The organism is Methylobacterium crusticola (assembly GCF_003574465.1).
Lineage (GTDB): Bacteria > Pseudomonadota > Alphaproteobacteria > Rhizobiales > Beijerinckiaceae > Methylobacterium > Methylobacterium crusticola.
On the sequence record NZ_KZ984629.1, the window covers coordinates 1 to 22,860 of the forward strand.

Sequence of the window (22,860 nt, forward strand, 5' to 3'; positions counted from 1 at the left end):
TCCAGGAGGCCGACACCGACCAGTTGCCGGCATCCACCTCGCCGGTCGTCGCGTCGACCAGGGGCGTCGGCTGGTTCTGGAGACCGGTATGCTGGATGGTCCCGACCTTGCGGGCCCCCATGCCGCCGTAATAGCCGAGGCGGTAGATGTCGATGCGGTAGTTCGTGGAGTCGGTGTTGATCTTGAAGTCGACGGTCTGGCCGTGATCGACGCTGATGTCGGTGGCGAAGCCCTCGATGTTGGAGTCGCCGGAGCCGTCGATGCCCCACTCGCTCTCGGGGTTGCCGGTCTTCTGGTTCTCGAGGACGATCGGGTTGACGGCCGTCGGGGCCGCGGCGGCCTGGCTGACGGTCATCATGGTGACGGGGCCGCTCAGGGTTCCGGCCTGGGTCGCCGCGGTGGCCCCGCCCCCGCCGACGAGGGGCGCGCCCGGCAATTGCCAGTTGGTCGAGGACGCGCCCTGGCCGGGCAGTTGCCCGTTGATGACCGTGCCGCTGCCGGCGAGCTGCTCGAGGGGCCGCATCGGGCAGTTGACGTAGCCGCAGGTGCCGCAGCAGGCCACGATGTTGGCCTGGGCGGCGGCGCCCGAGGCGATGCCCGCCAGGGCGCTCGGGTGCGCGGTCGGGTTCGACGGCAGCACCGCGTCGCCGGCGGCCGTCCCGGACCCGACCGGCGCGTCCGCGGCGAGCACGATCGTCGGGTCCGCCGGCGCCGCGACGCTCGCCGCCGCCGGGGAGGCCGCCGATCCGGATTCGGGCCCGGCCGGGGCCGCGGCCGCGCTCAGGCGGAAGGGCTCGGCCGAGGCCGGCAGGGGGGAGGGCGTGAGCTCCGCGGGCGCGGCCGTGAGGTCCGCGCCCCGGCTCCCTGCCCCGCCGAGGGCCGCCGCGCCCGGTGAACCCGCGGCGTCGGCGGGCGTGGCGGACGGGAGGATCGACGGGCTCGACCCCGGAATGGCTGGGACGCGCAGCCAGTCGGCGCCCGTGCCGGCGGGCCGCAGGCCGACCGGAACGGGGTCGGGGGCCGCATTGCCCTCGGCGATCTCCCAGCCGGCGTCGGTCGACCGCACGGGCTCGTCCTCCACGGCCTCCGCCCCGAGGACGCCGCGCCAGCGCTTCAGGGCCGCGACGAGCCGGGCGGGTGCGTACGACGCCTGCAGCATCGATCGGTCGATGAAGGACATGGTACCGCTCCCCACAACGAGGCCTGCTCTGCCGGATTAATATCCAATCCTGGAACGTCCGCTAAGACAAACAAACATAGGGCGGCCGTACCCCCGTAAGGGGCTTATTTATACTCTCAATATACGCCTTTTGTAGATGCTCTGATGCACTTAAGATCGAAAATTCTGATCGGGATACAGGATTTTTATATTGAGACACAATGCAGATACCATGTTTCCCACAGATCAGCAATCAGCACGACTGGCGCACGCCGTCATCCTGCTCCTGCGGCGGGGCCCGACCGCGCGCGCCGGCAGCGATCCTGGCGGCGCCGGCGGCGCCCCGGGGGCTCCCGACCATCACGCCTGCGCGGCGGCCGCGAGGCGCAGGAGCCGCCCCGCGAGGTCGCCCGCACCCGTCGCCGCGACGGCGTTGCCGGGCGGGAACATCCGGGCGAAGCGCCGGTCCCGCCCCGTCCCGATCCCGATGCCGAACACCCGCACGCCCCTGCGCGCCAGCGCCAGGCAGGCGGCACGGGCATCCTCGACCAGGTAGGCGGGATCGTGGACGTCGATGTCGGCGGGTTCCCCGTCGGTCAGGACGAGCACGAGGCCGGGCCCGGCCGGGATCGCGCCGCCGGCATGGCGGATCGCGGCGCCGAGCCGCGTCGAGCCGCCGGGCGTCAGGGCGGCGAGGCGCGGGGCGACGAGGCCCGGCCCGTCGGACCAGTCCTTGATCGGGCGGATCCGCGCGTCGTGGCGCCCGGCGGAGCGGAAGGCCTGGACCGCGAAGGGGATGCCGAGGTCCGCGAGGGCCGCGGCGAGTAGTCCGGCGGCGCGCCGCTCCGCCGCGAGGACCGGCTCGGCGGATCCCGGCAGCGGATCGGCCGTCGATTGCGAGGCGTCGACGAGGAGCAGCACCGGGGCGGCCTCGGCGCGCCGCAGGGTCCGCTCGTAGACCCGCGGATCGGGACTCCGCCGGGCCCGCAGGGCCGCCTGCGCGTCGATGCAGGCGGCGAGGTCGAACGCGTCGCCCTCGGTCCGGCGCCGCAGGCGGGTCGGGCGCCGCGGGCGCAGAGCGCTCAGCGCCGCGCCGAGGCGCGGGTCGGCCGGCGGACCGGCGCCGGGCGGCGCGGCGGGCGCCGATTCCTCGCGCACCGTGACCCATGCGGGCCGGACGCGGCCGATGCGGTGGTCCCACTCGGGATAGCGCCACGCGCGGCCGGTGAGGCGCGGCACGTCCTGCACCGTGCAGGCCCGCGGGCGCGCCGCCGCGGCGGCCTCGCCCGGGGACGCGTCGCTCCGCGGCGCCGCCGTCGCGGGCTCCTGCTCCCAGAGGCCGGAATGGTCGTCCCGGTAGGCCGGCTCCGGCACGGGGCTGCGGGCACTGAAGGGCAGCCGCATCTGGCCCAGATCGTTGCCGAGGCGGTCGCCGAGGCGCCGGCTCAGCCCCGGATCCGCCCAGGCGACGGGGTCCGACCCGAACAGCGCCAGCCCCCGGGCGACGAACGGGTCGGGATCGGCGTAGGCGGGATCGGCGAGCGCCCGGGCGAGGCGGGCCATCAGGCCCGGCGCCGTGCGGGCCTCGTGCGGGCCCGCCCGGTGGAACGGACGCCACAGGGCGCCGAGGCCCGGATGCGCGGCGAGCGCCAGCGCCTCGACCCGCGCATCCTCGAACAACGAGACCATCGCGACCTGCACGGGCCTGAGCCGGCCGACGGGAAACCGGCCCCCGNCAAATGCGCGAGGCTCGCCTCGGCGAGGCGGTCGTCGCGGCGGTGGGCCGGGGCCGGGCCGTGCGGCAGCCGCAGCCCCGCCTCGTCGAAGGACGGGCGCTGCGGCGGGTCGCCCGGCCCGGGCGGCGGCAGGGTGGCGAGCGGCGTGCCGAGGCCCCAGAGCGCCCGCAGGGTCGCGGCCCGCCGGCGGGCGCCGACCCCGCTCACCCGGTCGCCTGCGCGTCGAGGAGGGCCGCCAGGGCGTCGCGCAGGGCCGGATCGTCGGTGAGCGGCGTCGCCACCGCCAGGGTGCAGGCCGGCACGAAGCCGATGCCCGCCGCGATCAGGCGCCCGGCCTGGATCAGCATCCGGGTCGAGGCGCCCTCCGCCAGCCCCTCGGCCACGAGGGCGCGGGAGGCCGCGCCGACCCGCACGAGGCGCGCGGCCAGCGCCGCCTCCACCCCCGCCTCGTGGGCGACGATCTCGGCCTCCCGGGCCGGATCGGGATAGCCGAAGGCGAGCGCGCCGAAGCGCTGCTTCGTCGATTCCTTCAGGTCCTTCTGGGCGGCCTGGTAGCCCGGGTTGTAGGAGACGCAGAGGAGGAAGTCGGGATGGGCCCGGACCACCTCGCCGGTCCGCTCCAGGGGCAGCATCCGGCGCGAATCGGTGAGCGGGTGGATCGCCACCAGGGTGTCCTGGCGGGCCTCCACCACCTCGTCGAGGTAGCAGATGGCGCCGTGGCGCACCGCCCGGGTCAGCGGCCCGTCCTGCCAGACGGTGCCGGCGGGCTCGAGCAGCCAGCGCCCGACGAGGTCGGCGGCACTCATGTCCTCGTGGCAGGCCACGGTCACGAGGGGCCGGCCGAGGCGCCAGGCCATGTGCTCCAGGAGCCGCGTCTTGCCGCTCCCGGTCGGCCCCTTGAGGATCATCGGCAGCCGCGCCGCCGCGGCCGCCGCGAACAGCCCGACCTCGTCGCCGACCGGGCGGTAATAGGGCTCCTCGCGGAGGCGGTAGGCGGAGAGCACGGCCGGTCAGCGGTGCGGCGCGCCGCCCTCCCCGACCAGGGGGATGCCCTCGATCGGGCATTCCTCGGTCCCGACGCTCGCCCGCGTGATGCCCCGCACCGCGTCGCGGGTGCCGTCCGGGTCGTCGATCCAGCGGCGGTAGAAGTCGTAGGGGCACTCCGACATCCCGTGCCGCTCCTCGCGGGAATTGATCATGCCCGTGTACCCGCGGTGGAGCAGCTTGAAGAGGTGGTTCTCCGACTGCATGTGCTGGCGCGCGTCGCGGATGAGGAACTTCGACAGGGCCGCGTACTGGATGCCGTTCTCCTCCTCGCCGCACTCGCCGAGGGTGCGGCCGTCGAAGCCGACCAGGGCGGAATGGCCGAAATACGTGTAGACGCCGTCGAAGCCCGAGGCGTTGGCCACCGCCACGTAGACGTTGTTGGCGAACGCCATTGCCTTCGACATCAGGATCTGCTGCTCCTTGGCCGGATACATGTAGCCCTGGCAGCGGATGATCAGCTCGGCGCCGCGCATGGCGCAGTCGCGCCAGATCTCCGGGTAGTTGCCGTCGTCGCAGATGATCAGGCTGACCTTCAGGCCCTTCGGCCCGTCCGAGACGTAGGTGCAGTTGCCCGGGTACCAGCCCTCGATCGGCACCCAGGGCATGATCTTGCGGTACTTCTGCACGATCTCGCCCTGGTCGTTCATCAGGATCAGGGTGTTGTAGGGCGCCTTGTGGGGATGCTCCTCGTGCCGCTCGCCGGTGAGCGAGAACACGCCCCAGACCTTCGCCTTGCGGCAGGCCTCGGCGAAGATCGCCGTCTCCTCGCCGGGGATCGTCGAGGCGGTGTCGTACATCTCGCGCGCATCGTACATGATGCCGTGGGTCGAGTATTCGGGAAAGACGATCAGGTCCAGGCCGGGCAGGCCGGCCTTGATGCCGACCACCATGTCGGCGATCTTGCTGCAATTGTCGAGGACCTCGGCCTTGGTGTGCAGGCGCGGCATCTTGTAGTTGATGACCGCGACGCCGACGCTGTCGCGGCTGCTCGAAATGTCGCCGTGGATCATGGCTTCTCTCCCTCGGAGGGTGGAGCGGTGGATGCGGCGGGCGCCTGCCGGGCGTCGGCCGCGCGGCCCCCGTGGCGGCGCGCGGCGCGGCTCAGTGGCTGATCATCCACGGCCTCGCGGCCGGGAAGCTCTTGGCGGCGGCCGGGGCCGCGGTCTTCGGGCCGCAGCAGCCGCAGCCCGCGCCGTGCCGGCGCGGGGCGTGCCGGCTGCGCTCGTTGGTGGCGTGCGCCGCCCGGGTCGCCGCGTCCAGGCCCGAGAGCCGGGGCGCGGACAGGAAGGCGCGCGGCGCCGCGGCCCCGCAGCCCGGGCAGTCGTGGGGGTCGCGGAACTGCGCCATGGGGCGCAGCACCGTGAACGGCCCGCAGGCCTCGCAGGCGTAGTCGTAGACGGGCATGTCACTTGTCCGGCGAGAGCGGCATCTCGACGGACCCGTCGAGGTAGCGGGTCGGCCCGTCGGCGCCCGGATTGATGTCGAACTCGAAGATGCCGGTCGGGAGCCAGAGCGTCGCGCAGGCGTTCGGCACGTCGACGACGCCCGAGACGTGGCCCTGGACCGGCGCGGTGCCGAGGATCGAGTAGGCCTGAGCGCCCGAGTACCCGAACTTCTTCAAGTACTCGATCGCGTTGAGGCAGGCCTGGCGGTAAGCCACGGTCACGTCGAGGTAGTGCTGCGCCCCCGCTTCGTCGACCGAGATGCCCTCGAAGATCAGGTAGTCGTCGTAGCGCGGGGTGATCGGCGACGGTTTGAAGATCGGGTTCTTGATGCCGTACTTCGCCATGCCGTCCTTGATCAGGCCGACCTTGAGGTGGACCCAGCCCGCCATCTCGATCGCGCCGCAGAAGGTGATCTCGCCGTCGCCCTGGCTGAAGTGCAGGTCGCCCATCGAGAGGCCGGCGCCCGGGACGTAGACCGGGAAGTAGATCTTCGAGCCGCGCGACAGGTCCTTGATGTCGCAATTGCCGCCGTGCTCGCGGGGCGGAACCGTGCGGGCGCCCTCCGCCGCCGCCTTGTCCCGGGCCTCGCCGGCGAGGCGGCCCATGTGGGCGGTGGGGCCGAAGGGCGGGTTGGCGAGGCCCGGCACCCGGGTCGGGTTGGTGGCGATGAGGCCGGTCTCGCGCTCGTTCCAGGTCGCGAGCAGCCGCGGGTCCGGCAGGCAGCCGATCAGGCCCGGGTGGATCAGGCCCGGGAAGCGCACGCCCGGCACGTGCCGCGACTTCGTGAACAGGCCCTCGAAGTCCCAGATCGACTTCTGGGCCAGTGGGAAGTGCTCGGTGAGGAAGCCGCCGCCGTTCTGCTTGGAGAAGAAGCCGTTGAAGCCCCACTGGCTGTCCGGCTTGGCGCCGATATCGAGGAGGTCGACCACCAGGAGGTCGCCGGGCTCGGCGCCCTCGACGCCGATCGGGCCCGACAGGAAGTGCACGATCGACAGGTCGATGTCGCGCACGTCGTCGGCGGAATCGTTGTTCTTGATGAAGCCGCCGGTCCAGTCGTAGGTCTCGATGATGAAGTCGTCGCCGGGCTTCACCGTCGCGACCATCGGGATGTCGGGGTGCCAGCGATTGTGCACGCTGTCGTTCTCGTAGGCCGACTGGGTCAGGTCGACCTTGATCAACGTCTCGGGCATCAGCGTTTCCCTCCGGTGGGTGGCGGTTCTCGACGGAGCGGGCGGCCCGGTCCGGCGAAGCGGTGGGGCGGGGCCTCTAGTGCGCCAGCAGCTCCCTCAGGGCGTCGTCCAGGACCCTGATGTCGTCCGGGCTGGTGCCGGGCCCGCCGGCGAAGTGGCCCCACCAGGTGTCGAGGACGCGCAGCTGCGCGTTCGGCATCGCGGCGGCCTCGATGGCGTTGTCCTCGGGCGGGAAGTAGAGGTCCGTCGAGGCCGGCATCAGGATCGCCTTCGCGGTGATGGCGCCGAGCGCGGCCTTGAAGTCGCCCCGGAAGGTGTCGTTGGCGCTGATGTCGCCGTTCTGCCAGGTCCAGAGCATCGCCAGCAGGTTGTTGGCGTCGCGCTCGTAGAACAGGCCCTCCCAGAACCCGACGAGGAAGTCCTCGAGCGAGGCGTAGCCCATGTGGGTCCGGTCGGCCTCGAGGCGGTAGAAGGTCTGCGACAGGCCCCAGCCGGCATAGACCCGGCCGAAGGCGCGCAGCCCCCTGGTGGGCGGGCTCGCGTACCAGCCGTCCGCGAAGGCCGCGTCCGCCTGGAGCGCGGCCTTGGCGCCCTCCAGGAACACGAAGTTGTGCCGCGAGCAGCGCGCCGAGCCCTGGAAGGGCAGGATGCGCGCGACCATGTCCGGGTACATCGAGGCCCAGTGGTAGGTCTGGAGCGCGCCCATGGACCAGCCGGTCACGAGGGCGAGCCGCTCGATGCCGAAGTGCTCGGTGACGAGGCGGTGCTGCGCCCGCACGTTGTCGTGGGCGGTCACGTGCGGGAAGCGCGGCCCGTTCCAGGGCGGCGGCGTGTTGCTGGGCGAGGACGAGAGCCCGTTGCCGAACATGTTCGGGACGATGATGAAGTACCGGTCCGGATCGAGCGCCCTGCCCGGGCCGATCAGCCACTCGTTCTCGGTGTGCTGGCCGGAGTACCACGTCGGGTACACGATGGCGTTGTCCCGGGCGGCGTTGAGGGTGCCGTAGGTCTTGTAGGCGAGCCTGGCGTCCCGCAGCGTCTTGCGGCACTGGAGCACGACGTCGCCGAGCGCGTAGATCTGGTGGTCGGTCATCGGCTGGGCCCTCAGACGGAGAGGAATCGGGCGACCTTGGCCTCGTCGACGTCGGCGCGCAGGTCCTCGTGCACGAGGGTCCCGTTCTCGATCACCAGGACCCGGTCGGCGATGTCGAGGGCGAAGCTCAGGACCTGCTCGGAGACCACGATCGAGAGGCCGCGGGCGTCGCGGATCGCCCTCAGGGTCCGCCCCATCTCGCGGATGATCGAGGGCTGGATCCCCTCCGTGGGCTCGTCGAGCAGCAGCACCTTCGGCCGGCTCGCGAGCGCCCGCGCGATGGCGAGTTGCTGCTGCTGGCCGCCCGAGAGGTTGCCGCCGCGCCGCCCCTTCATCTCCTCGAGCACCGGGAACAGGGCGTAGAGGTCCGCCGGCACCCGCGCCCGGCCGGTGACGGTGAGCCCGGTCTCGATGTTCTCCTGCACGGTCATGGCCGAGAAGATCATCCGGCCCTGCGGCACGTAGGCGAGGCCCCGCGCCACCCGCTCCCAGGTGCGCAGGCCCGTGATGTCGTCGGCGCCGATGCGGATCGTGCCCGCCCGCGCCGGCACGATCCCCATCAGGGTCTTCATCAGCGTGGTCTTGCCCATGCCGTTGCGGCCCATCACGGCGACGATCTCGCCGGGGGCGACCCGCAGGTCGATCCCGTGCAGCACCTCGCTCTGGCCGTAGGCCGCGTGCAGGTCGCCGACCGCGAGCAGCGGGGCGGCGTCGGGCGCCGGCAGGACGGGGGGCGGGGCGGCGGCGGTGTGGAGCACGGGCGGTCCCTCTGGCAAGATCGCGGGCGGCATGGCGGCGGCTGGCTCCTGGCGCGGCGGCGAGCGGCGGTCCTGGCGCCCGCCACCGCCCCCGGGGCGCCTCCGGGAGCGGCACCCGCTCACGTCGCACCCGGTCGCGGCTCCAGGTTTCCGATTCCGCCGCATTGTCTGCGACGAACCGGCATCCGCTCCCTCGGAGCGTGCTCTAGTGGCCGAGATAGACCTCGATGACCCTGGGGTCGTTCTTGACCCGCTCCATCGAGCCCTCCGACAGGACCCGGCCCTGGTGCAGCACCGTGACCCGGTGGGCGATGTCCTCGACGAACTTCATGTCGTGCTCGATCACCAGCACCGAGCGCCCCTTGATGATCTGGTGCAGCAGCTCCGCGGTCTTCCTGCGCTCGGCCACGCTCATCCCGGCCACGGGCTCGTCGAGCATCAGGAGTTCGGGGTCCTGGATCAGCAGCATGCCGATCTCGAGCCACTGCTTCTGGCCGTGGCTGAGGAACTCCGCCCGGGCGTCGAGGTGGTCCTTCAGGAAGATCATCGCGGCGACCTCGTGGATGCGGTCGCGCACCTCGGCGTCGCGCTTGAACGTCAGCGCCCCGAACACGGTGCGTCCGCGCGGGAACGAGATCTCGAGGTTCTCGAACACCGTCAGGTCGTCGTAGATCGACGGGGTCTGGAACTTGCGCCCGACGCCGGCCTGCACGATTGCGCTCTCGGAGAGCCTGGTCAGCTCCGTGCCCTTGTACTTGATCGAGCCCGCGCTCGCCTTGGTGCGCCCGCAGATCAGGTCGAGCACCGTGGTCTTGCCGGCGCCGTTGGGGCCGATGATGACCCGGATCTCGTCGGGATCGACGTAGAACGACACGTCGTTGACCGCCTTGAAGCCGTCGAACGAGACGGTCAGGGCCTCGACGGCGAGGAGGAAGTCCGGCGCGCCGGGCGCGGCGGCGGGCCCCGAGCCCGGCAGGAGGGCGGCATGCATCGCGTGGGATCCTCACTCAGCCGGGGCGCCCTGCGGCAGGGCCGCGGGCACGGAGGGCGGGCTCTGGGTCGGGGCCTTGCGGCGGGTCAGGCGCGGCTCGACGTGCTGGCGCCAGACGCCCGCGAGCCCGTCGGGGAAGGCCAGCACGACCGCGATGAACAGCGCGCCGAGGCCGAACAGCCACAATTCGGGAAAGCTCTCCGAGAACGTCGTCTTGGCCCAGTTGACGAGCAGCGTGCCGTAGACCGCGCCGAACAGGGACAGCCGCCCCCCGACCGCCGCGTAGATCACCATCTCGATCGACGGCACGATGCCGACGAAGGAGGGCGACATGAACCCGACCTGGAGGGCGAACATCGCCCCGCCGATGGCCGCGAAGGCCGCCGCGAGGCCGAAGGCGAAAATCTTGAAGCTCGCCACCGCGTAGCCCGAGAAGCGGACCCTGTCCTCCTTGTCGCGCATCGCCACCAGGATGCGGCCGAGCTTCGAGCGCTTGACCCACTGCGCCACCAGGATGCAGGCGATGAGGAGCGCGCCGTTGACGAAGTAGAGGACGAGCTTGGCGCCGTCGGTGCGGATGTCGAGGCCGTGCAGGGTGCGCAGGTCCGTGATGCCGTTGATGCCGCCGGTGTAGCCCTGCTGGCCGATGATCAGGATCGACAGGATCGCGGCGATCGCCTGGGTGATGATGGCGAAGTAGGTGCCGCCGACCCGGCGCTTGAACATCGCGGCGCCGACCACGACGGAGAACAGCGTCGGCACCGCCACCACGGCGAGGAGCGTGAAGGGCAGGCTGCGGAACGGCGTCCAGAACCACGGCAGGGCGGTGATCTGGTTCCAGTCCATGAAGTCCGGGATGCCGGGCGTCGACTGGATCCGGGTGGCCTCGACGCTGCTCGCCTCGAGCTTCAGGTACATGGCCATGCAGTAGCCGCCGAGCCCGAAGAACACCCCTTGGCCGAGCGACAGGATGCCGGCGTAGCCCCAGCAGATCACGAGCCCGAGGGCGACGAAGGCGTAGGTCAGGTACTTGCCGACGAGGTTGAGCCGGAAGGCGTCGAGCGTCAGCGGCAGGACCACGAGGAGGAGCCCGCACAGGAGCGCGAGGCTGACCCACTCCACGGGCTTCATGAAGGGGTTGTCGTTGATGGTCGGGAGCTTCATCGCGGCCACTCCTCAGCGACGGACCTTGAGGGTGAAGAGGCCCTGCGGACGCAGCATCAGGATCGCCACGACGCCGAGCAGGGTCAGGACCTTGGCGGTCGAGCCGGAGAGGAAGAACTCGAGCGTCGACTGGGTCTGGGAGATCGAGAAGGCGGAGGCGAGGGTGCCGAGGAGGCTGGCCGCGCCGCCGAACACGACGATCAGGAAGGTGTCGACGATGTAGAGCTGGCCCGAGGTCGGCCCCGTCGAGCCGATCATCGTGAAGGCCGAGCCGGCGATGCCGGCGATGCCGCAGCCGATGCCGAAGGTGGTGCGGTCGACCCGGTCGGTGTCGATGCCGACCGCGCCCGCCATGACGCGGTTCTGCATCACGGCGCGGACCTGCTTGCCCCAGCGCGAGGCGAAGAGCAGCAGCGCCACCGCGAGGGTGATCAGCATGGTGACGGCCATCACCACCATGCCGTTGATGGGGATCTCGATCGCCTCCGTGACCTGGACCGAGCCGATGAGCCAGGAGGGCAGTTCGACCCCGACCTCCCGGGCGCCGAAGACCGAGCGGTAGGCCTGTTGCAGGATGAGGGAGAGCCCCCAGGTGGCGAGCAGCGTGTCGAGGGGGCGCTTGTAGAGGTGGCGGATGAGCGCCCACTCGACCAGCATGCCGAGCAGGCCGGCGGCCGCGAAGGCGAGCGCCATCGCGACGAAGAACGAGACCGCGAACAGGGCGGGCAGGTGGCTCTGGAAGAAGCCCGTGCAGAGGTAGGTGACGTAGGCGCCCAGGATCATGAACTCGCCGTGCGCCATGTTGATCACGCCCATCTGGCCGAAGATGATCGCCAGCCCGAGCGCCATGAGGACGTAGACCGAGAACAGGATGAGGCCGGCGAAGCCCTGCATGGCGAAGATCGCGCCGAGGTCGCCGAGCGAGTAGTCACCGAGCATGGCAGGAGTTCCGGCGCGAGGGGTTCCGGCGCGAAGGGTTCCGGCGCGAAGGGCGCCGTTGCGGGCGGATGGCGGGGCGGCGCCCGGGCCGGGCGGCCCTCCCGGGCCGGCGCGAGGGGCGCCCGGGCGGTCCCCGGGGCCTACTGGTAGCCCTTGGGGAAGGGATCGGGCTTGATCAGCTCGGGGCTCTCGTAGACGACCTCGAACTGCCCGCTCGCCAGCGCGCGGCCGACCCGGGTCTTCGACCAGAGGTGGTGGTTGGGGTCGATCCTGACGTAGCCCTCGGGCGCGCCCTTGAACTCGATGCCGGCCGAGGCCGCCGCGATCTTGTCGACGTCGAACGAGCCGGCCTTCTCGGCGGTCAGCTTCCACAGGTAGGGGCCGAGGTAGGCGGCCTGCGTCACGTCGCCGATGACCGTCTTCTCGCCCCACATCTTCTTGAAGGCGGCGACGAACTTCTCGTTGTTCGGGTTCTTGAGCGACTGGAAGTACTTCATGCAGGCGTAGGCGCCGGCGATGTTCTCGCCGCCGATGCCGTCGATCTCGTCCTCGGTCACCGAGATCGTCATCAGCACCTGCTTCGACAGATCGATGCCGGAGGCCTTGAGCTGCTTGTAGAACGCGACGTTCGAGCCGCCGACCACGTCGGCGAAGATCACGTTCGGCTTCGTCAGCTTGATCTTGTTGATGACGGAGTTGAACTGGGTGTGGCCGAGCGGAAAATACTCCTCGCCGACGACCTTGCCCTTGAGCACGTTCTCGACGTGCTTGCGGGCGATCTTGTTCGATGTGCGCGGCCAGATGTAGTCCGAGCCGATGAAGAAGAACGAGGTGCCGCCCTTCTCCTTGTGCACCCAGTCGAGGCCGGCGAGGATCTGCTGCGTCGCCTCCTGGCCGGTGTAGATGACGTTCTTCGACTCCTCCAGGCCCTCGTAGAAGGTCGGGTAGTAGAGCATGCCGTTGTACTGCTCGAACACCGGCAGCACCGCCTTGCGGGAGGCCGAGGTCCAGCAGCCCATCACGGCCGCGCACTTGTCGTTGACGAGGAGCTTCTTGGCCTTCTCGGCGAAGGTCGGCCAGTCGGAGGCGCCGTCCTCCTGGATCACCTTGATGCGGCGCCCGAGCACGCCGCCGGCGGCGTTGATCTCCTCGATGGCGAGCTTCTCGGCCTGCTGGGCGCCCGTCTCGGAGATCGCCATCGTGCCGGTGACCGAGTGCAGGATGCCGACCGTCACCTCGGTGTCGGTGACGGCGAGCCCGGTGGTGTTGACGGCCGAGGTCGGCGGCCCGGCGGCCCGGGCGAGCCGCGGCATCGCGGCGGCCGCCGGCACGGCGGCGAGCCCCATCAGCAGCCTGCGCCGCAACGCGGATTCCAGGCCCCGGTCGTTCCCCACTGCCATCGCGGTCGTCTCCTGGCGGATCGCCGGCCGTCCGGGCCCACCGGGCGCCGGTGGCCGTCGTCGGTTGGCCCGTCAGAAGGCTAGGCGGCGTTGTGCGACGCAGCATATACGCTGTTTTGCGTATATCGCCGCGGCCGCGGGCCGCGCAGGATGATCTCTCGCTGTGTTGCGCGCGTGGCGGGCGGTTGCGCCCCGCGGCCCCGCCGGCGTGACGCTGGCGGGATTCGTGCATCACCGCGGCAGCGGGATTGTCCGCAGTGCAACGAGGGTCGCCCCGGTCCCATCATGCACGGACGACAGCGCATCATCCCGGTCCGGCGCGACTACAACCGGTGGGTCGCCAACGAGACCTTGGAGGATTTCGCGCTGCGCTTCACCGCCAAGCGGGCGCGGCGCTGGTCCGCCGCGCGGGTGGCCCAGACGGCGCTCGGCTCCGTGGCCTTCCTGGCGCTCGAGGCGATCGGCGGCACGCTGATCCTGTCGAGCGGCTTCACCAACACGGTCGCGGCCGTGCTGACGGTCGGCGTCCTGATCTTCCTCACCGGCGTGCCGATCAGCGCCTACGCGGCGCGCTACGGGCTCGACGTCGACCTGCTCACCCGGGGGGCAGGCTTCGGCTACATCGGCTCGACCCTGACCTCGCTCATCTACGCGAGCTTCACCTTCCTGTTCTTCGCGATCGAGGCCGCCATCATGGCGCTCGCGCTGGAGTTGTGCTTCGGCCTGCCCCTGGCGTTCGGGTACCTGGCGAGCGCGCTGGCGGTGATCCCGCTCGTGGCCTACGGCATCGCCCGCATCAGCCGCTTCCAGATCGCGACCCAGCCGCTCTGGCTCGTCCTCAACCTGCTGCCCCTCGCCTTCATCGCGGCCTCCGCGGAGGCGCCGCTCGCCGCCTGGACGGCCCATGCGGGCCTCGCCGGCACGGGCTTCGACCCGCTGCTGTTCGGCGCGGCCTGCGGCATCCTGTTCTCGCTCATCGCGCAGATCGGCGAGCAGGTCGACTTCCTGCGCTTCGTGCCCCCGCCGGCCCCGGGGCGGGGCGGGCGCTGGTGGGTGGCGGTCCTGGGGGCCGGCGCGGGCTGGGTCGTGCCCGGGATGGCCAAGGTCCTGCTCGGCTCGTTCCTGGCCGTGCTGGCCCTGCGCCACGGGGTCCCGGCGACGCGGGCGAGCGAGCCGACGCAGATGTACGCCGTCGCGTTCGGGTACGTGCTGCCCTCGCACACCGGCGCGATCGTGCTCACGGGCCTGTTCGTCGTCCTGTCGCAGCTCAAGATCAACGTCACCAACGCCTACGCGGGCTCGATCGCGTGGTCGAACTTCTTCTCGCGGCTGACGCACAGCCATCCGGGCCGGGTGGTGTGGCTCCTGTTCAACGTCGCCATCGCGCTCCTGCTGATGGAGCTCGGCATCTACAAGACGCTCGAGCGCACCCTCGGGCTCTACGCCCTCGTGGCGGCCGCCTGGGTCGGCGCCCTCGTGGCCGACCTCGTGGTCAACAAGCCGCTCGGCCTGTCGCCGCCCGGCATCGAGTTCAAGCGGGCGCACCTCTACGACATCAACCCGGTCGGCACCGGCGCCATGGCGCTCGCCTGCGGCCTCGCCTGCCTCGCCTACTCGGGCGTGCTCGGCGAGGCGGTCCAGGCCTTCGCGGCCTTCGTGGCGCTCGCCACGGCCTTCGTGGCCGCCCCGGTGATCGCCTGGGCGACCGAGGGGCGCTACTACCTCGCCCGGCGCCCGCGCCGGCACTGGGGGGGACGCGGCACGATCACCTGCGGGGTCTGCGAGCACGGCTTCGAGTCCGAGGACATGGCCTACTGCCCGGCCTACGCCGTGCCGATCTGCTCGCTGTGCTGCTCGCTCGACGCGCGCTGCGGCGATTCGTGCAAGCCCCACGCCCGGCTCGGGGCCCAGGCGCGGCTCGCGGCCGAGCGCCTGCTGACCGCCCGGGCGGCCGCACTCGTCGATTCGCGCCTCGGGCGCTACGCCGGCGTGATGCTGGCGCTGTGCGCGACGGCGGGCCTGATTCTCGGCCTTGTCTACGCCGAGGGCGCCCACCGCGCCCCCGCGCACGCCGCCGGCCTCGCCCAGGCGCTCCAGGCGGTGTTCGTGGTCCTGACCGTCATCTTCGGCATCGTCGCTTGGCTGTTCGTCCTCGCCCAGGAGAGCCGCCGGGTGGCCTACGAGGAGACCGCCCGCCAGACCACGCTGCACCGCGCCGAGATCGCCGCCCACCGGGTCACCGACGCCAAGCTTCAGCAGGCCAAGGAGGCGGCGGAGGCCGCGAACCTCGCCAAGAGCCGCTACGTCGTGGGCCTGAGCCACGAGCTGCGGACGCCGCTCAACGCCGTCCTCGGCTACGCGCAGCTCCTCGAGGCCGACCCCGCCATCCCGCCGCCCCGCCGGGCCGGCCTGCGGGTGATCCGCCGCAGCGCCGAGCACCTCTCGGGCCTCATCGACGGGCTGCTCGACATCTCCCGCATGGAGGCCGGGCGCCTCCAGCTCCACCGCAACGAGGTGCGGCTCGCCGATTTCCTCGACCAGATCGTCGACATGTGCCGGCCCCAGGCCGAGGCGGCGGGCCTCGCCTTCCGCTTCGTGCGCCCCGAGGCCCTGCCGGCCCTGGTGGCGACGGACGAGAAGCGCCTGCGCCAGATCCTCCTCAACCTGCTCTCGAACGCCATCAAGTTCACGGCCCGCGGGGAGGTCGTGCTGGCCCTGAGCCTGCGCAGCCAGATCGCCGAGTTCTCCGTGAGCGACACGGGGTCGGGCATCCCGGAGGCGGACCTCACGCGGATCTTCGAGCCGTTCGTGCGCGGCTCGCTGCCGGCGGCGACGAGCCAGCCCGGCACCGGGCTCGGCCTCACCATCGCGCACCTCCTCGCCCAGGTGATGGGGGGCGAGATCACGGTGCAGAGCGCCGTCGGGCGCGGCAGCACCTTCCGGCTGCGCCTGATGCTGGCCTCGATCACCGGCACGACCCGGACCCCGCCCGCGGAGGCGCCGGTCGCAGGGTACGAGGGACGCCGCCGCACGGTCTTCGTCGTCGACGACGACCCCTCCCACCGCGACCTGATGCGGGAGATCCTGAGCCCCCTCGGCTTCACGCTCCTGTCGGCGGCCGACGGCCGGACCTGCCTCGCGCTCGCGGCCGATTGCCGGCCGGACCTCTTCCTCCTCGACATCGCCATGCCGGGCATGAACGGCTGGGAGCTCGCCCGGGCCCTGCGCGCGGCGGGCCACGGCCCGGCCCGGATCGTGATGATGTCGGCCAACGTGCACGAGATCACGCCGGTGCGCGGCGAGGACGCGCCGCACGACGCGATGATCGCCAAGCCCTTCGACCTGCGGGACTTCCTCGCCAGCCTCCAGGCGCTGCTCGGGCTCGCGTGGGTCGGCCGGGATCCCGACCCCGCCCGCATCCTCCCGGCGCCGGACCCCCGCGGCGGCGCCGTGCGGGCGTGGCCCGAGGAGGTGGCGGAGCTGATCCGCCTGGGCCGCATGGGCCACGTCCGCGGCATCGAGGCGAAGCTCGCCGAGATGGAGGCCGAGGCGCCCGAGCCCTTCGTCGCCGAGCTGCGCGGCCTCGTCCAGGCCTACGACCTGCCGCGCTACATGGCGCGCCTCGAGGGGATCCGGGGCGATGCCTGAGAGCAACGCCGGGCGATGCGACGTGGTGCTCGTCGTCGACGATTCGCCCGAGACGCTGAGCGTCCTCACGGCGGCGATCGAGTCGACGGGCGCGACCGTGCTGGTGGCGGTGGCGGGCGAGGCGGCCCTGACGCTGGTGCAGGAGGTCACCCCCGACATCGTGCTCCTCGACGCGATGATGCCGGGGCTCGACGGCTTCGAGACCTGCCGCCGCCTGAAGGCGCTCCCCGGCCTCGCCGACGTGCCGGTGATCTTCATGACGGGGCTCACGGAGACGGCCCACATCGTCCAGGGGCTGGAGGCGGGCGGGGTCGACTACGTCACGAAGCCGATCGCGCCGGGCGAGATCCTGGCGCGCATCCGCGTCCACCTCGCCAACGCCCGGGCGGCTCAAGGGGCCCGGCTCGCCCTCGACAGCGCCGGCCGCTACATGTTCGCGGTCGACCCCACGGGCGCCGTCCGCTGGTGCACGCCCCAGGCCGCCAAGCTCCTGCGCGACCTGGACCCCGACGAGGCCGGCGAGCCGGCCCTGCCCCCGCAGGCCCGGGCCTGGCTCAGGGCCGCGGGCGCTCCCCTCACCCTGGCGGCCCCCGACGGCCGGGGGATCCAGCTCAGCTGGATCGGCCGGGTCGGCCGGGAGGAGATCCTGCTGCGGCTCTCGCGCATCGCCGGCGACGAGATCGCGCACCTGCGCGGCCGCTTCGGCCTGACGCAGCGCGAGGCGGAGGTGCTGATCTGGGTCTCGCGCGGCAAGGCGAGCCGCGACATCGGCGAGATCCTGAGCCTCAGCCCCCGCACCGTCACCAAGCACCTGGAGCAGGTCTACGCCAAGCTCGGCGTCGAGAACCGCACCTCCGCGTCCGCCCTCGTGATGCGGGCCCTGCAGGACCGGGGCGGCTGAGCGGGCGGGGGCGACGCCCGCCGCGCGGGATCGGGCAGGCGCCGGCGCGTGCTTCCAAAACCCCCAGTCGCGAACCAACCGCGCTCCTCCCGCGTCTCCTCGTGCCGGTCCGAGGAGTGCGCGCATGAACGGGATCCCGAGCGGCCTTCGCGCCGGGGCCGCCGCCGCGGGGCTTCTGCTCGCAGGACCCGCCGCCGCGCAGCCGGTCGCCGGACCCGCCGCCGCGCAGCCGGTCCGGGTACGCTACGTCGCGCCCGAGCGCTTCACCGACGCCGAGACCCGGTTCGGCTCGGGCCCGTCGCTGGCGACGACGCTCTCCGGGATGACCCGGATCCTGGAGCAGCTCGGGCAGGCACGCCTGCGCCCGGGCGAGAGCCTCGAGCTCTCGGTGCTCGACATCGACCTCGCCGGCATCGACCGGCCCGGCTTCGGCGCGCCCACGGGTGCGCGCATCGTGACCGACGCGACGCCGCCCCGCCTCCGCCTCGCCTACGTCCTGCGGCGCTCCCGGAAGGTCGTCCGGCGGGGAGAGGAGACGATCACCGACATCAACTTCCTCCTCGCCTCCAATCCACGCTTCTCCTCCGGCAGCCTGTACTACGAGCGCGCGCTCCTGCGGGACTGGTTCGCGAAGCGCTTCGCCTCCCCGTGAGCCCGCCCCCCCGGTCGATCGCAGCCGTGCGCCTCGCCGCCGGCGTCCCGGGCACCGGCGCGGGCGATCCCGCGGCCGAAGACAGTCCATCGCAAGTCGTCCCGCCCCGCTGGACGGCCCGGCACCGGTCGCCACGCGCAGGGCGGCCGTACGGCCAGGCACACGCGCCCGCCCTGCGCGGAATCAGCGGCGTCCTATACCTGACAATTGGCAACGATGGCCGTCGTGTCAAATCGATCACAGTTTCGCCCACAATCGGCGGCTAGTGTACGTCATCCACGGGGGTGAGATACGCCGCATGAAGACCTCGCCGATCCAGTCGCCGTCGCCCCGCGTCCTGCTGGTCTCGCCGCGCTTCAACGCGAATTCCTTCTGGGGCTTCGAGGCCGCCTGCGCGCTCCAGGGCGCGCGCTGCCTGGCGCCGCCGCTGGGCCTGGTGACGCTCGCCGCGATGCTGCCGCAGACCTGGCGCCTGCGCCTGATCGACCGCAACGCGCAGGAGCTGACCGACGCCGACATCGCGGGGGCCGACCTCGTGATGACCGGCGGCATGCTGCCCCAGGAGCCCGACATCGTCGCCCTGATGGAGCGGTGCCGACGCCTCGGCGTGCCGGTCTGCCTCGGCGGCCCGGCGCCGACCTCGACGCCGGAGGCCTTCGAGGAGGCGGACTTCATCGTCATCGGCGAGGCCGAGGGCATCATCGACGAGTTCGTGGCCGCCTGGGAGGCCGGCGAGCGCCGCGGCCGCTTCACGGCCCAGAAGTTCAAGGCCGACGTCACCAAGACGCCGATCCCGCGCTTCGACCTGCTGGATTTCCGCAACTACCTCTGGGTGAACGTCCAGTTCTCCCGCGGCTGCCCGTTCACCTGCGAGTTCTGCGACATCATCGAGCTGTACGGGCGGGCTCCCCGCACCAAGACGGCGCCCCAGATGCTCGCCGAGCTCGACCGCCTGCTGGAGCTCGGCTACCGCGGCCACGTCGACTTCGTGGACGACAACCTGATCGGCAACAAGAAGGCGGTCAAAGCCTTCCTGCCCCACCTGCAGGCGTGGCAGGAGCGGAACGGCTTCCCGTTCAAGTTCTCCACCGAGGCCTCGCTGAACCTCGCGGACGATCCCGAGCTGCTGCGGCTGATGCGCCGCTGCAACTTCTTCGCGCTGTTCGTCGGCATCGAGACGCCGGACGAGGCGACCCTGATCCAGACCCAGAAGAAGCAGAACACCCGCCGCAGCATCGCCGAGAGCGTCCACCGCATCTACAAGGCCGGCATCTACGTGGCGGCCGGCTTCATCGTCGGCTTCGACACCGAGGAGGAGAGCGTCGCCGACGCGATGGCGGCCTGCATCCGGGACACCAGCATCCCGACCGCGACGGTCGGGCTCCTCACCGCCCTGCCCAACACCCAGCTCTCGCGCCGCCTCACCCGGGAGGGGCGCCTGTTCGGCCGCTTCCGCCAGTCGATGACCGAGTCGGGCGACATGTGCACGGCGGGGCTCAACTTCACCACGCTGCGGCCGCGCCGGGAGATCATGCAGGATTACCGCGACGTGGTGGCGGCGACCTACAGCCCGGACGCGTACTTCGCCCGGGTGCGCCGGCTCGGGCGCCTGCTCGACAGGCCGACGCTGCGGCCCCGCCGCATCCACTGGCAGACCGTGCGCCGGGACACGGCCGCCTTCCTGCGCCTCGTCTGGAGCCTGCACGTCCGGCACCCGGAACTCGCCCGCCACTTCTGGCGCACGCTCTACGACTGCCTGCGCCACCGCCCGAAATCCTACGAGGCGGTCCTGCGCAACGTCGCCCACTTCGTGCACCTCTACCCCTTCGGGCAGTACGTCGTGCGCACCATCGACGCGCGCATCGCCGAGCTCGATGCCGGGCAGTGGGTCGAGCCGGAGGCGCTGCCGGCGGCGCCCGAAGCCTGCGCCGCCCGCCCCGTCGCGGCGGTGGCGTGAGGGCCCGGGGCGGCTCCCCCTGCGAGGGACGTCGGGTCCGGCCGGACCCGCGCACCCGACCCGGCGGCGGGTTCTGCTGTCCTGAGGTGAACTCCTTCGCAGCCGGTCGCGTTGCCTCCCCGACCCGGTTCAAAGGATCCATCATGCGCCCGACCACCCTGACCCTCGCCGCTGCCCTCGTCGTGGGCCTCACCCATGTCGCTGCCGCCCAGGCACCCGCGGGCACCGTCGTCGTCGTGCCCGCCCCGGCCCCCGTCGTGCCCGGCGTGGTCGCGCCCTCGCCCGGCACGACCGGCGACAGCCCGAACGTGACGATCTCCCCGAGCGGGACGGGCGCCGATACCTTCCACAGCAACTCGGCGACGGGCGGCAATGCCAGCCAGCCCGAGCGCGGCGTGCCCCAGGGCGGCGGCGGCAAGTAGCCGGGCCGCTCGGCTCCGAGTAAGCCGCTCGGCCAACGCCCCACGAGCCCGAACGCCCGCCGGGGTTGGACCCCCGGCGGGCGTTCGGTCGTCCCGGATGACGGACCAGTGATCCGCCGCCGGGTTGCGCCGGCCATCAGGGAGGCCAGGCGTGCAGCCGCGAGCGCGGGGCCGCCCGGCCGCGCCCGGGCGGGCATGCCCCGGCAGGGCGTCCGATGCCGTGGCCCGGGCGCGCGCCCGTCTCAGCCGGAGGCGCCGCCCGGGCGAGCCGGAGCAGGACGGGGTGTCGGTTCCAGGAGCGCGCGGCCGGCGGCGAGACTTTCCGCGTCGTCGCCGGGACCGGACCGGCCGGTCGGTCAGCTGGGCGTCGCCGCGGGATTGGCCTCGGCCTTCTTCTGCGTTTCCCCGATGCCGACCTGCGCGCGCGGCTCACCGCCATGCGTGTCCGTGAAGGTCGAGCGCTCTCCCGTCTGCTTTGCCCGATGCACCCGGACGCGTTGATAGATCAGGACGACAAACACAATTCCAAACGTGACGAAGGCCAGCCAGAATAGAGGACTTCCGTTTTCCATGGCGCTCTCCCTCGAATATGGTTACGGTTTGTGGCCGAACTCTCCTCGCGAAGAGAGGGCGGGGTCAGAGATCACGATGTTCACGCACTGAGGTTCGGACGAGCCGCAAGATCCCGCAACTCAAGCGCAGGACGCGAGATTGATCTCAGCTTTTTGCTCGTATCGGCCATCAACGTCGGCCAAAGAAGGCGAGTTCCAATCTTCGCAGCAATCGTCGGGATCAGGCGCCCGGTCGCTCCGAACGATCGGCGGGAGCGGCCGGGCAGGTGCCGGCGGACCCACGCTCGGGCCGCCCCGCTCGCCGTGGCGGCGCGGCGAGTCCCGAGGTCCGGCGAGAAACTGACGCCGCCGCGCGCGTGCGCACGGGCAAGACCTGCCTTGGACTGAACCGCCGGCACCACCCGAAGCCGTACTCCCTCGGTGCTTCACCGGGCGGTACTCTCTTGCGACAATCTCCCCGGCTCGCGGCGACCGCGTGCTCTCCCGTCGCTTCGAGGCATTCCGTGCTGGGCATCGACATGACACGTGCGGCGTGGTCCGGGATCCTGATTGCCGGCCTGGCCGCGCTGCCCTCTCCCCTCGCGGCCGCGCAAGCGCGGGCGCCCCTCGAGCGAGTGCGGTCGGCCTACCGCCAGATCGAGGCCGGCACGCCGCAGAACGGCCTCGACGGAGCCATCAGTCCCGAGTTCAGAAGGATCTATGCGAAGGACAGATCCTGCGAGAACCGGATCAAGGATCAGCATTTCGCAAGCTCGATGTTCGTGTCCGGGCAGGATATCAAGGTCACGGATGTGTCCGCGTCGGTCGTCGACAGCGGCGGGGGCGAGCAGCGGGTCACGGTCCGGTTCAGGCAGTTCGGGCAACCCGACGGCAGGACCTTCGTCTTCGTGAAGAACGGGGCGGATTGGGCGCTCGACGACGTCGTCTTCGGTGGGCGAAGCCTGCGCTCCGCGATGAGCGAGCCTTGCCCGCGCGCCTGAGCCCCGCGGGCGCGCATGCGCCGCAGGCCGTGACGCCGCTCGCGCCCAAAGGCACCGGTTCCTCGCCGCTCCGGCGCAAGCGAGGTCACGGCGCCGCCGCCGGTCCTCACTGCGCCGGCTGATCGATCAGCGTTCCGATCAGCCGGCGCAGTTCCTGATGCTCGGGCCCGGCGCGGTCCGGGCTCAGGAACGCCGCGAGACTGACGTCCACGACATGGCCGCCCGACGCCGCGTTGCCCGCGTGGCGGACGAACACGCCGCCGCCCGCGTCGCGCACCAAGTGCCAGACGTCGCCGTTGGAACTCTCGTAGAGCCTGCGCGTGTCCACCCGCATCACGAACCTCCGATGATCGACCAACGTCAGGTCGGCGGCCTCGCGGCGACGCCGCGTCGTCCCGGTCTCCGGCCGGAGCCCGCCGATCCGCCTCGCGCCGCGATCCGCGCGACGGGGCCCGGCACGATCCGCGCGGCGGGGCGCGGCACGATCCGCGCGACGGGGCGCGGCAAGATCCTAGCTCAGGCGCGCGCGGTCTCGCGATCGCGTCCGCGCCAGCCAGGCGGCCGGAGCGAGGATCGCCGTCACCAGCACCGCGACCGCGACCAACCCCGCCGGCGTCGCCCGGGCACTCGCCTTGAGGACGACGAACTCGCGGACGCGGAGGTCGACGGTCGCCGTCATCTCCTCCGGATGCGGCGCCGCGCTCTCGGCGAGCCCCGCGGCGGGATCGGTGCTCCTCGGCAACATGCGGCTTCATCCTGCGAAGGATCCGGAACGACCGCGCCAGCATGCGGCAGGATCCGCCGAT

20 protein-coding genes are annotated in these 22,860 nt (G+C 71.9%); 6 read left to right on the top strand and 14 right to left on the bottom strand.

Translation table 11 applies throughout. The annotated features are described in order from the left end of the window. The 11 genes from DT057_RS36430 to urtA form a co-directional block, all read right to left on the bottom strand. Positions 1 to 1,180 (bottom strand): N,N-dimethylformamidase beta subunit family domain-containing protein (locus tag DT057_RS36430; RefSeq protein ID WP_420870301.1); only part of this gene is annotated, 1,180 nt, incomplete at its 3' end. 1,918 nt (positions 1,181 to 3,098) lie between these two features. After that, on the bottom strand, positions 3,099 to 3,899 hold the full coding sequence (locus DT057_RS03300) for a CbbQ/NirQ/NorQ/GpvN family protein (RefSeq protein WP_128560698.1): 801 nt from the start codon (positions 3,897 to 3,899) through the stop codon (positions 3,099 to 3,101). Positions 3,900 to 3,905: 6 nt separating this feature from the next. Further along, complete coding sequence (locus DT057_RS03305; protein WP_128560699.1) at positions 3,906 to 4,952, bottom strand: aliphatic amidase; 1,047 nt, start codon at positions 4,950 to 4,952, stop codon at positions 3,906 to 3,908. A gap of 91 nt (positions 4,953 to 5,043) precedes the next feature. After that, positions 5,044 to 5,346 (bottom strand): FmdB family zinc ribbon protein, encoded by a 303-nt coding sequence (locus DT057_RS03310; RefSeq protein ID WP_128560700.1) that lies wholly within the window; start codon positions 5,344 to 5,346, stop codon positions 5,044 to 5,046. A gap of 1 nt (position 5,347) precedes the next feature. Next, positions 5,348 to 6,577 (bottom strand): formamidase, encoded by a 1,230-nt coding sequence (gene fmdA / locus DT057_RS03315; protein WP_128560701.1) that lies wholly within the window; start codon positions 6,575 to 6,577, stop codon positions 5,348 to 5,350. 76 nt (positions 6,578 to 6,653) lie between these two features. After that, entirely contained in the window at positions 6,654 to 7,670 is a 1,017-nt protein-coding gene (locus tag DT057_RS03320; protein ID WP_128560702.1) for an alpha/beta fold hydrolase, read from the bottom strand. Between the two features lie 11 nt (positions 7,671 to 7,681). Further along, entirely contained in the window at positions 7,682 to 8,428 is a 747-nt protein-coding gene (gene urtE / locus DT057_RS03325) for an urea ABC transporter ATP-binding subunit UrtE (RefSeq protein WP_238313689.1), read from the bottom strand. Positions 8,429 to 8,633: 205 nt separating this feature from the next. Further along, entirely contained in the window at positions 8,634 to 9,419 is a 786-nt protein-coding gene (urtD, locus tag DT057_RS03330; protein ID WP_128560704.1) for an urea ABC transporter ATP-binding protein UrtD, read from the bottom strand. A gap of 12 nt (positions 9,420 to 9,431) precedes the next feature. Next, the gene (gene urtC, locus DT057_RS03335; protein ID WP_128560705.1) at positions 9,432 to 10,583 is read right to left on the bottom strand and encodes an urea ABC transporter permease subunit UrtC; all 1,152 of its coding nucleotides are present in this window, start codon (positions 10,581 to 10,583) and stop codon (positions 9,432 to 9,434) included. A 12-nt stretch (positions 10,584 to 10,595) separates the two neighbouring features. Continuing rightward, positions 10,596 to 11,522 carry an urea ABC transporter permease subunit UrtB gene (gene urtB / locus DT057_RS03340; protein WP_128560706.1) on the bottom strand — a complete coding sequence of 309 codons (927 nt, stop codon included), beginning with the start codon at positions 11,520 to 11,522 and terminating at the stop codon, positions 10,596 to 10,598. 140 nt (positions 11,523 to 11,662) lie between these two features. Then, positions 11,663 to 12,922, bottom strand: coding sequence for an urea ABC transporter substrate-binding protein (urtA, locus tag DT057_RS03345; protein ID WP_128560707.1), 1,260 nt, complete (start codon positions 12,920 to 12,922; stop codon positions 11,663 to 11,665). A 285-nt stretch (positions 12,923 to 13,207) separates the two neighbouring features. On the opposite strand from urtA, the gene DT057_RS03350 reads away from it, so the two are divergent. The 5 genes from DT057_RS03350 (at position 13,208) to DT057_RS03370 (ending at position 20,502) form a co-directional block, all read left to right on the top strand. Then, positions 13,208 to 16,570: a hybrid sensor histidine kinase/response regulator gene (locus DT057_RS03350; protein ID WP_128560708.1), complete on the top strand. Its 3,363-nt coding sequence runs from the start codon at positions 13,208 to 13,210 to the stop codon at positions 16,568 to 16,570. Further along, positions 16,563 to 17,471, top strand: coding sequence for a response regulator transcription factor (locus DT057_RS03355; protein ID WP_128560709.1), 909 nt, complete (start codon positions 16,563 to 16,565; stop codon positions 17,469 to 17,471). Before DT057_RS03350 ends, DT057_RS03355 begins: the two co-directional genes overlap by 8 nt. A gap of 124 nt (positions 17,472 to 17,595) precedes the next feature. Next, positions 17,596 to 18,123 (top strand): DUF3016 domain-containing protein, encoded by a 528-nt coding sequence (locus DT057_RS03360; RefSeq protein ID WP_128560710.1) that lies wholly within the window; start codon positions 17,596 to 17,598, stop codon positions 18,121 to 18,123. Between the two features lie 298 nt (positions 18,124 to 18,421). Then, positions 18,422 to 20,080, top strand: coding sequence for a B12-binding domain-containing radical SAM protein (locus DT057_RS03365; protein ID WP_128560711.1), 1,659 nt, complete (start codon positions 18,422 to 18,424; stop codon positions 20,078 to 20,080). 143 nt (positions 20,081 to 20,223) lie between these two features. Then, positions 20,224 to 20,502 (top strand): hypothetical protein, encoded by a 279-nt coding sequence (locus tag DT057_RS03370; RefSeq protein WP_128560712.1) that lies wholly within the window; start codon positions 20,224 to 20,226, stop codon positions 20,500 to 20,502. Positions 20,503 to 20,858: 356 nt separating this feature from the next. Here the strand turns inward: DT057_RS03370 and DT057_RS03375 are convergent, their stop codons facing one another. After that, positions 20,859 to 21,074, bottom strand: coding sequence for a hypothetical protein (locus DT057_RS03375; protein WP_238313691.1), 216 nt, complete (start codon positions 21,072 to 21,074; stop codon positions 20,859 to 20,861). A gap of 503 nt (positions 21,075 to 21,577) precedes the next feature. Between DT057_RS03375 and DT057_RS03380 the strand changes: the two genes are divergently transcribed. Beyond that, positions 21,578 to 22,054, top strand: a complete 477-nt coding sequence (locus DT057_RS03380; RefSeq protein ID WP_128560713.1) for a hypothetical protein — start codon at positions 21,578 to 21,580, stop codon at positions 22,052 to 22,054. A gap of 106 nt (positions 22,055 to 22,160) precedes the next feature. On the opposite strand, the gene DT057_RS03385 is transcribed toward DT057_RS03380, so the two are convergent. After that, entirely contained in the window at positions 22,161 to 22,388 is a 228-nt protein-coding gene (locus DT057_RS03385) for a hypothetical protein (protein WP_128560714.1), read from the bottom strand. Positions 22,389 to 22,565: 177 nt separating this feature from the next. Next, on the bottom strand, positions 22,566 to 22,799 hold the full coding sequence (locus tag DT057_RS03390) for a hypothetical protein (protein ID WP_128560715.1): 234 nt from the start codon (positions 22,797 to 22,799) through the stop codon (positions 22,566 to 22,568). Between the last annotated feature and the right edge of the window lie 61 nt (positions 22,800 to 22,860).

Coding starts and splice junctions, on each gene's coding strand:
- DT057_RS03305 (WP_128560699.1), bottom strand. CDS start 4,952: ATGATCCACGGCGACATTTCGAGCAGCCGCGACAGCGTCGGCGTCGCG.
- DT057_RS03310 (WP_128560700.1), bottom strand. CDS start 5,346: ATGCCCGTCTACGACTACGCCTGCGAGGCCTGCGGGCCGTTCACGGTG.
- fmdA (WP_128560701.1), bottom strand. CDS start 6,577: ATGCCCGAGACGTTGATCAAGGTCGACCTGACCCAGTCGGCCTACGAG.
- DT057_RS03320 (WP_128560702.1), bottom strand. CDS start 7,670: ATGACCGACCACCAGATCTACGCGCTCGGCGACGTCGTGCTCCAGTGC.
- urtD (WP_128560704.1), bottom strand. CDS start 9,419: ATGCATGCCGCCCTCCTGCCGGGCTCGGGGCCCGCCGCCGCGCCCGGC.
- urtC (WP_128560705.1), bottom strand. CDS start 10,583: ATGAAGCTCCCGACCATCAACGACAACCCCTTCATGAAGCCCGTGGAG.
- urtB (WP_128560706.1), bottom strand. CDS start 11,522: ATGCTCGGTGACTACTCGCTCGGCGACCTCGGCGCGATCTTCGCCATG.
- urtA (WP_128560707.1), bottom strand. CDS start 12,922: ATGGCAGTGGGGAACGACCGGGGCCTGGAATCCGCGTTGCGGCGCAGG.
- DT057_RS03350 (WP_128560708.1), top strand. CDS start 13,208: ATGCACGGACGACAGCGCATCATCCCGGTCCGGCGCGACTACAACCGG.
- DT057_RS03355 (WP_128560709.1), top strand. CDS start 16,563: ATGCCTGAGAGCAACGCCGGGCGATGCGACGTGGTGCTCGTCGTCGAC.
- DT057_RS03360 (WP_128560710.1), top strand. CDS start 17,596: ATGAACGGGATCCCGAGCGGCCTTCGCGCCGGGGCCGCCGCCGCGGGG.
- DT057_RS03365 (WP_128560711.1), top strand. CDS start 18,422: ATGAAGACCTCGCCGATCCAGTCGCCGTCGCCCCGCGTCCTGCTGGTC.
- DT057_RS03370 (WP_128560712.1), top strand. CDS start 20,224: ATGCGCCCGACCACCCTGACCCTCGCCGCTGCCCTCGTCGTGGGCCTC.
- DT057_RS03375 (WP_238313691.1), bottom strand. CDS start 21,074: ATGGAAAACGGAAGTCCTCTATTCTGGCTGGCCTTCGTCACGTTTGGA.
- DT057_RS03385 (WP_128560714.1), bottom strand. CDS start 22,388: ATGCGGGTGGACACGCGCAGGCTCTACGAGAGTTCCAACGGCGACGTC.
- DT057_RS03390 (WP_128560715.1), bottom strand. CDS start 22,799: ATGTTGCCGAGGAGCACCGATCCCGCCGCGGGGCTCGCCGAGAGCGCG.